General features: G+C 74.4%; 9 protein-coding genes. All 9 read right to left on the reverse strand.

Annotated elements, in window-relative coordinates:
• Window positions 1-136: 136 nt before the first annotated feature.
• The 9 genes from AC0IVP_RS21605 to AC0IVP_RS21645 are packed head-to-tail and all read right to left on the reverse strand — an operon-like array spanning window position 137 to window position 7522.
• Window positions 137-1111 (reverse strand): NlpC/P60 family protein, encoded by a 975-nt coding sequence (locus tag AC0IVP_RS21605; RefSeq protein WP_471759240.1) that lies wholly within the window; start codon window positions 1109-1111, stop codon window positions 137-139.
• A complete protein-coding gene (locus tag AC0IVP_RS21610) occupies window positions 1099-1545 on the reverse strand; it encodes a flagellar FliJ family protein (protein ID WP_471759241.1) in 447 nt (148 codons plus the stop codon). Before AC0IVP_RS21610 ends, AC0IVP_RS21605 begins: the two co-directional genes overlap by 13 nt.
• The gene (locus AC0IVP_RS21615; protein ID WP_471759242.1) at window positions 1542-2861 is read right to left on the reverse strand and encodes a FliI/YscN family ATPase; all 1320 of its coding nucleotides are present in this window, start codon (window positions 2859-2861) and stop codon (window positions 1542-1544) included. Before AC0IVP_RS21615 ends, AC0IVP_RS21610 begins: the two co-directional genes overlap by 4 nt.
• Window positions 2858-3724: a FliH/SctL family protein gene (locus AC0IVP_RS21620; protein ID WP_471759243.1), complete on the reverse strand. Its 867-nt coding sequence runs from the start codon at window positions 3722-3724 to the stop codon at window positions 2858-2860. Before AC0IVP_RS21620 ends, AC0IVP_RS21615 begins: the two co-directional genes overlap by 4 nt.
• Entirely contained in the window at window positions 3708-4790 is a 1083-nt protein-coding gene (fliG, locus tag AC0IVP_RS21625; RefSeq protein ID WP_082556731.1) for a flagellar motor switch protein FliG, read from the reverse strand. The genes AC0IVP_RS21620 and fliG overlap by 17 nt, the downstream gene beginning before the upstream one ends.
• Complete coding sequence (fliF, locus tag AC0IVP_RS21630) at window positions 4787-6367, reverse strand: flagellar basal-body MS-ring/collar protein FliF (RefSeq protein WP_056292868.1); 1581 nt, start codon at window positions 6365-6367, stop codon at window positions 4787-4789. Before fliF ends, fliG begins: the two co-directional genes overlap by 4 nt.
• A complete protein-coding gene (gene fliE, locus AC0IVP_RS21635; protein WP_471759244.1) occupies window positions 6367-6771 on the reverse strand; it encodes a flagellar hook-basal body complex protein FliE in 405 nt (134 codons plus the stop codon). The genes fliF and fliE overlap by 1 nt, the downstream gene beginning before the upstream one ends.
• A complete protein-coding gene (locus AC0IVP_RS21640) occupies window positions 6768-7175 on the reverse strand; it encodes a flagellar basal body rod protein FlgC (protein WP_056292866.1) in 408 nt (135 codons plus the stop codon). Before AC0IVP_RS21640 ends, fliE begins: the two co-directional genes overlap by 4 nt.
• Window positions 7175-7522 (reverse strand): flagellar basal body rod protein FlgB, encoded by a 348-nt coding sequence (locus AC0IVP_RS21645; RefSeq protein WP_056292863.1) that lies wholly within the window; start codon window positions 7520-7522, stop codon window positions 7175-7177. Before AC0IVP_RS21645 ends, AC0IVP_RS21640 begins: the two co-directional genes overlap by 1 nt.
• Window positions 7523-7710: the final 188 nt, after the last annotated feature.

Here is a 7710-nt window from a genome sequence, read left to right on the forward strand (position 1 = left end):
CCCCGCCCGGAGGGTGCCCGGTCGGCGACCTCGCCGCGCAGCAGGCCGGCGAAGCGGTCGGCGGACCCGGCGCTCGAGGACGGTGACGTGGGACGGGCGGAGGGTGCGGGGGTGGACGGTGCGCCCACGGACAGCGTCACGCGTACGCCGCCGCGGCCGCGGTGACCTTGCGGACGTAGGACTGCGTCTCCGGGTAGGGCGGGATGCCCCCGAACCGGGAGACCGTCCCCGGGCCGGCGTTGTAGGCGGCGAGCGCCAGGTCGGTCGAGCCGAACTGGGCGGTGAGCTGGCTGAGGTACCGGGCGGCACCGTCGACGGCGGAGGCCGGGTCCATCGCGTTGACGCCCAGGCCGGCGGCCGTGGCCGGCATGAACTGCATCAGCCCCTGCGCCCCGGCGCCGCTGGTGGCGGTGGAGTCGAAGCCGGACTCGGTCTTGGCGACCGCGGCGAGCAGGGCGGGGGAGACGCCGTGCCGGGCGCCCGCGGCGGTGAACAGGTCGCTGTAGGGCACCCCGGACAGGCCGGCGCCCGGGACCGGCGCCGCGGTGGTCGCGGTGGTCGCGCCGTTGCTGGGCAGCACCCGGCGGATCACCGAGGGGTTGCCGACGTCCTGGATCTTGACCACGTCGCCGGCCTGCGGGGCGGCGATCATCTTGCCGCCGCCCAGGTAGAGCCCGACGTGGTCGATGCCTGAGCGGGAGGAGCTGTTGTCGAAGAAGACCAGGTCGCCGGGGCGGGCGTCGGCGAGGCCGGCGACCGCGGTGCCGGCGGTGGCCTGCTGGCTGGAGGTGCGGGGGATGCTGATCCCGAGGTCGGCGAACACGCGTTGGGTGAACCCGGAGCAGTCCAGCCCCTTGGCCGGGTCGGTGCCGCCCCACACGTAGGGGACGCCGAGGTAGTTCTTCGCGGCGTCGACCACGGCGCTCTCGCTCGCGGCGTTGCCGGCGGTGGGGGTCGCGGCGGCCGTGGACGCGGTGGCCGTGGTGCCGAGCCCGGCCTGGGCCGCGGCGGCGATCCAGGCGCGCGCGGCCACCGGGTTGCTGCCGGCGAACGCGGCGACCCGGGTCTGGATCTCGGCGATCCGGCCCTGGACCGTGGTCAGTCCGTCCACGTGTCCTCCTCCCTGCTGCGGGTGTGACGGCCGGTGACGATGTCGTCGACGGCCCGCTCCTCGGCGGCCAGCTCGGCCTGGAGTGCACTGAGCCGGTGGCGCTCGGCCAGCCGTTCCAGTGCCGCGGTCCGCTGGGCGGCCGCGGTCCAGGCGGCTCGCACCGCGTCGGACTGCTGGGCGGTCGCGGTCGCGGCCGCCCGTGCCTCCCCTGCATCGGCAGCCAGGGCGCGCACCCCGACCACCGCGGCGAGGAAACCCGCGCCGGTGAGCCCCGACGGCAGCCCGGCACCGCCGAGCGCGGCGGCGACCTCGTCGGCGTGCTCGGCGCTGCGCAGCGCGCGGCGCTCGGCCTCCGCGGCGGCCAGGCCCGCGGTGCGTTCCTGGGCGCGGCGGAGCTCGAGCACCGGCTGCAGGCGGAAGGCGGTCCGCTTCACGCCGACCCGACGATGGCGTGCAGGCGGGCCCACGCCTCGTCGGGGGGCGTGCTGTCCTCGACGGTCTGCCGGAGGAACCCGGTGAGCTGGGGCTCCAGCGCACGGGCCCGGTCGACGAGCGGGTCGCTGCCGGCCTGGTAGGCGCCGATCTCGATCAGCTCCTTGACGTCGCGCAGCGCGCCGAGCAGCCGGCGGGCCTCGCGGGCGTCGGCCATCCGGTGCGGTGCGGTCACCGAGGAGGCGACCCGGGAGATCGACTCGAGCACGTCGATGGCCGGGAAGTGCCCGGCGGTGGCCATCGCCCGGGTGAGGACGACGTGCCCGTCCAGGATCGAGCGGGCGGTGTCGGCGATGGGCTCGTTGTGGTCGTCGCCCTCCACCAGCACCGTGTACAGCCCGGTGATGGAGCCGACCTGCCCGGTGCCGGCCTTCTCCAGCAGCCGCGGCATCATCGCGAAGACGCTCGGCGGGTAGCCGCGGGTCGCCGGGGGCTCCCCGGCCGACAGCCCGACCTCGCGCTGGGCCATGGCGGTGCGGGTGATGGAGTCCATCAGCAGCAGCACGTCGCGGCCCTGGTCGCGGAAGTCCTCGGCGATCCGGGTGGCCACGAAGGCCGCCCGCAGCCGGACCAGCGGCGGCTCGTCGGAGGTGGCGACGACGACGACGGTGTTGGCCATCCCCTCGGCGCCCAGGTTCTCCTCCAGGAACTCCCGGACCTCGCGGCCACGCTCGCCGATCAGGCCGATGACCCGGACGTCGGCGTCGGTGCCGCGGGTGATCTGGGCCAGCAGCGTGGACTTGCCCACGCCGGACCCGGCGAAGATGCCCAGCCGCTGGCCGCGGCCGGCGGGGACCAGGGTGTCCAGCGCCCGGACGCCGAAGGACAGCGGCTGGTCGACCCGGGTGCGGGTGAGCGCGTGCGGGGTCTGGGTGGCGAGGTCGACGTAGCGGGCGCGGCCGGCCAGCGGGGGACCGCCGTCCACCGGGCGGCCGAGCCCGTCCAGGACCCGGCCCAGCAGCGCGGTGCCGACCGGGACCTGCAGCGGGCGGCCGGTGGGGCGGACCCGGGAGCCGACGGTGACCCCGGCGACCTCGCCCAGGGGCATGCAGGTCAGCCGGTCCTTGTGCAGGGCGACGACCTCGGCCTGCAGCGGACGCGCCCCGGACGGGCCGTCGCCGCCGATCTCGACGATGTCGCCGACGGCGGAGGTGACGCCCTCGACGGTGATGGTCAGGCCCATGGCGCCGGTGACGGCGCCGGTGCACAGCGGGCGGCCGGCGGCTCGCGCCCGGTCCAGGACGTCCTGCACGCTCACGCGCCGAGCACCTCGCGGACCCGCTGCAGCGCCGGGCCGAGCTGGGCGTCGACCCGGCTGACCCCGGCATCGGCGATCGCGCCGGCGGGCTCGACCGCGGGGTCGCCGACCACGCGCACGTGGTCGGGGACCTGGGCGAGGGCGGACTCGGGGATGCGCTCGAGGTCGGCCGGGTTCAGCCGGACGACGACCGGACCGTCGGTCGGGGACAGCGCCAGGGCGCGCCGCAGGGCGTCGATGCCGGGGCGGCGGGCGACCTGCAGCTCGCGGGCGAAGACCTCCTCGACCAGGGTCAGGGTGGCGCCCAGGACCAGGCCGTCGAAGGTCTCCCCGCCCAGCGGCGGGGTGGCGTCGACCTGCGCGCAGGCCGCGGTGAGCGCGGCGACGGCCGAGGCGGTGCGGGCCTCCCAGCGCTGCTGGGTGAGCGCCAGCCGCTGGGCGGCCTCTGCCTCCACCCGGTCGACGACGTCCGTGGCGGTGGCCAGGCCCTCGGCGTGCCCGGCGGCCCAGCCCTCGGCCCGGGCCTGCTGGCGCAGCCGGGCCAGCTCGGCGGCGTAGACCTCCTCGAGCCGGGGCGCGGGGGCGTCCCCGGCCCGGCGGCCGGTCGACCCGGGTGCCCGGCGGTCGACGGTCCGCTCGGCCGTCGGCCCGGGTGCCCACGCGGTGGCCCGGGCGGACCCGCCGCGCAGCACGCTGCGGACCGGGCCCAGCGCGTCGGTCGCCGCGTCGGCGGTGAGCTCGTCGAGCTGCACCGGGTCCGGCACGACCCGGACCGGACGGCCGGGGCGGACCGAGCGGTCCCAGGCGACGGCCCGCGCGGTCGACTCCCCGCGCAGCACCGCGCCCTCAGGCGATGAGGTCATCGTCGCCACCCCGGTCGATCACGATCTGCCCGGACTCCTCCATCGCCCGCAGGGCGGCGACCACGCGGGCCTGCGCCTCGCCGACGGCCGCGGCGCGGACCGGGCCGAGCAGCTCGATCTCGTCGCCCAGGTCCAGGGCCGCACGCTCGGACAGGTTGCGCATGACCTTGTCGCGGACGTCGTCCCGCACGCCCTTGAGGGCCGCGGCCAGGTCGGCCGTGGAGACCTCGCGCAGCACCAGCTGCATGGACCGGTCGTCGACGATGACGATGTCCTCGAAGACGAACATCTGCGAGCGGACCTTCTCGGCCAGCTCCGGGTCGCTGGCCGACAGCGACTCCAGGATCGACTTCTCGGTCGGCCGGGACGCCCGGTTGATGATCTCGACCAGGGTCTCGACGCCACCGGCCGAGGACAGCTCGGGGGAGGCCAGCAGGGAGCCCATCCGGCGGCTGATCTCGTCCTCGACGAGCCGGACGACCTCGGGGGAGGTCCGGTCCATCATGGCGATCCGCAGCGCGACGTCGGCCTGCCGCTGGGGCTCCAGGCGGCTCATCAGCTCTGCGCTCTGGGTCGCCGGCAGGTGGGCCAGGACCAGGGCGATGATCTGCGGGTGCTCCTCGCGCATGAAGGAGAGCAGCTGCCGGGTGTCGGCGTTGCGCAGCGAGGTGAACGGCGGGTCGACGTACACGGCCTGCAGCCGGCCCAGCACCGCCTCGGCCTCGGCGTCGCCCAGGCCGGCGGTCAGCGCGTCGCGGGCGAAGTCCATCCCCCCGGCACCGAGGTGGGTGGGGTTGACCATCCGCTCGTGGAACTCGTAGAGGACGTCGTCGACGTCGGTCGGCGCCACGTCCTTGAGCCGCATCAGCTCACCGGTCAGGGCGTCGATCTCGTCGGGGGTCAGCTGCGCCATGACCGCGCCGGCCTCCTCGCGGGACATCTGGGCGAGGAACAGCGCGGCCTTGCGCAGGCCGGACATGTCGCGGCGGGGGAGCCGGACGGGCGCCCGGTCCAGCTCGCTCCCGGGGCCCAGGCCGACCATCTGCTCGACGCTCGTCAGGCTCATGTGCGGCTCTCGGCCAACCAGCCGCGGAGGGTGGAGGCCACGGCGTCGGGCTGCGCCTCGATCATCGAGGTGATCTCACCGCGCAGCCGCTGCCGCTCCAGGGCCTCGATGGCCGCCGACGTGCGCAGGCCCAGGGCCTGGTCGCGGGTGCTGGACACCATGAGCGGGTCCAGGTCGTCGGCGCCCTCGAGCTCCAGGGCCTCGTAGTCCTCGTCGAACTCGTCCTTCTTCTTGCGGTTCTTCAGCCACACCAGCAGGACCAGCAGCAGCAGGCCGCCGACGATGGCGCCGGTCTTCACCAGCGACCACATCTGGGCGCTGGCCTCCGCGGCCTGCTGGGCGGCGATGTCGGCGGTGGCGGCGTCGGCGGCGCCGGTGTCGAAGGCGGCCGAGGCGACCGTGATGGCGTCGCCGCGGGCCGGGTCCAGGGACACGGCGTTGCCGACCAGGTCCTGCACGGTGCCCGGGGCGATGGTGGCGGCGCCGTCGGCGCTGTTGAGGACGACGGCGACGGTGAGCCGCTCGACCTGGCCGGGGGCCGCGATCGTCGTCCGCACCTCGGTGTTCACCGCGTTGTTGGAGGTGGTGTCCTCCTTGGTGTACGAGCCGTCTCCGCCGCCGGCGGTGGTGGCGGTGCCGTCGGTGCCCAGCACCCCGGCCGCGCCGGCGCCGCCGGTGCCGGTGTACTGCTCGGTCGTCGAGGCCTCGGCCAGCGCCGGGATCTCGGCCGGGTAGCTGTAGGTGGTGCTGGTGCTGTTGCTCTGGTCGAAGTTCATCGTCGCGGCGACGGTGACCATGGAGTTGTTGGGGCCCAGCACCCGGTCCAGCATCGCCTGGGCGTTGGCCTGCAGGGTCTGCTGGAACGTCGCGGTGGCGTCGGCCTGGCTGTCGGTGCTGGCGCCACCACCGGCGGCGGAGAGGACCCGGCCGGTGGTGTCGGAGACGGTGACGTCGGCGGGGTCCATGCCCTGGATGGAGCTGGAGACCAGGTTGACCACGGCCTGCACCTGCTCACCGGCCAGCGAGGTGCCCGGGGTGAGGGCCAGCAGCACGGCGGCGGTGGGGCGGCTCTCGTCGGTGACGAAGACCTCGTCCTTGGGCATCGCGATGTGCACCGAGGCGGTCCGGACGCCGTCCATCGCCTCGAGGGTGTTGTTGAGCTCGCCCTCGAGGGCCCGCTGGTAGGTGGTCTGCTGCTCGAACTCGCTGGTGGTGATGCCCTGCTCGTCGAGCAGGGAGTAGCCGGAGTCGCTGCCCTCCTGCGGGGTGAGGCCCTTGCCGGCGACCGACAGGCGCAGCGCGTAGACCCGGTCCTTGGGGACCAGGATCGTGCCGGCGCCCTGGAGCTGGTAGTCCACGCCCTCGGCGGTGAGCTCGTCGGTGATGGCCGAGGCGTCGGTGGCCGACAGGTTGGTGAACAGCGGCTCGTAGGTGGGGGCGGTCACCCAGCGCACGAAGAAGAAGCCGCCCAGGACCAGCACGAGCACGAGACCCACGAGGGTGGCCTTCTGGGCCGCCGTCATGGTGGCCAGGGCGGCGCGGGCGCGGTCCAGGGGACCGGCGAGGGCGGCGGGCATCAGACCGGCATCCGCATGATGTCGTTGAAGGCCTCGACGGCCTTGTTCTTGATCGTGACGACGGCCTCGGTGGCCAGGCGGGCCTCGCTGGCGGCGATCATGTAGTCGTGCACGTCCTGCAGGTCGCCGGTGGCGGCCTGGGTGGCCATCGTGTCGGAGGTCTTCTGCAGGCCCTGCAGCTGCCCGATCGAAGCGGTGAGGACGTCGGCGAAGGTGCTGCCGTCGGCGTTGGTGGGTGCCTGCACCGCGGAGGTCGCCGAGCCGCCGCCCAGCGCGCCGATGCCCTGGGTGAGCATCCCGCTGATGTCGGTGGCCGGCACGCTGTTGCTGGCGCCGTTGTTGTAGTAGCCGCTGTTGACGCCGATGCCGTAGCCGGTGGTCATCGCGACCGGGTTGATCGTCACAGGTTCTTCCCGAGCTGGAGAGCCGCCTGGTAGGCGTCGGTGGCCCGCGAGATCGCGCTGATGTTGGCCTGGTAGCCACGCTGCGCGATGAGCAGGTTGGTCATCTGGGTGCCGAGGTCGATGTCGGGCATCCGCACGTAGCCCTCGTCGTCGGCCAGCGGGTTGTCGGGGGAGTAGACGAGCTTGCCCTCGGCGCTGCCGAACGCGGCGCCGGCGACCCGGACGCCGCCGGTGCCCGAGCCGTAGTCCACGGCCTGGGCGACGATGAAGCGCTCCTTGAAGGCCTCCTGGTCCGGGGCCGCCGCGGTGTTGATGTTGGCGATGTTGTCCGAGACCGCGTCGAGGTACTTGCGGTGCAGCGTCATCCCGGAGCCCGAGATCGCGATGGAGTCGAAGACGGCCATCACTGCGTCCGGAGGGCGCTGCGCAGGAGGTCGTACTTGCCGTTGAGGGCCGACAGCGCCAGCTGGTAGCGCAGGCCGGTCTCGGTGGCGATGACGGTCTCGGAGTCCAGGTCGACGTTGTTGCCGTCGGTGCGCGTGGCGGCCAGCGAGCGGGACGTCGTGCCGGCGCCCACGGTGGGGGTGTCGCCGTCCTCGACCTGGCGGCGCAGCGTCGACTCGAAGTCGGTGCGCCCGGCCAGGTAGCCCGGGGTGTTGATGTTGGCGATGTTGTCGGCGCTGACGCGCTGCCGCTGGGAGAGGCCTGACAACGCTGCGTGCAGCGACGTCATGGTGGCGTCCGCGATCATCTCTTGCCTCCGACTGGTCCGCGGGAGGCCCCGGGGAAGGGGCCTTTCCTCGTGCGAGTCGTTCATCGGCAGTGCCTGACCGGGACGTGACCACCGGGGCCGATCTGACTCGTGTGACTCGTGGGTCGAAGGGGGCCGACGGGCCCGCCGGGGCTCCTGACCCCCGACGGGGCGGCCGGGGCGCGGGG

The organism is Klenkia sp. AC732 (assembly GCF_979256525.1).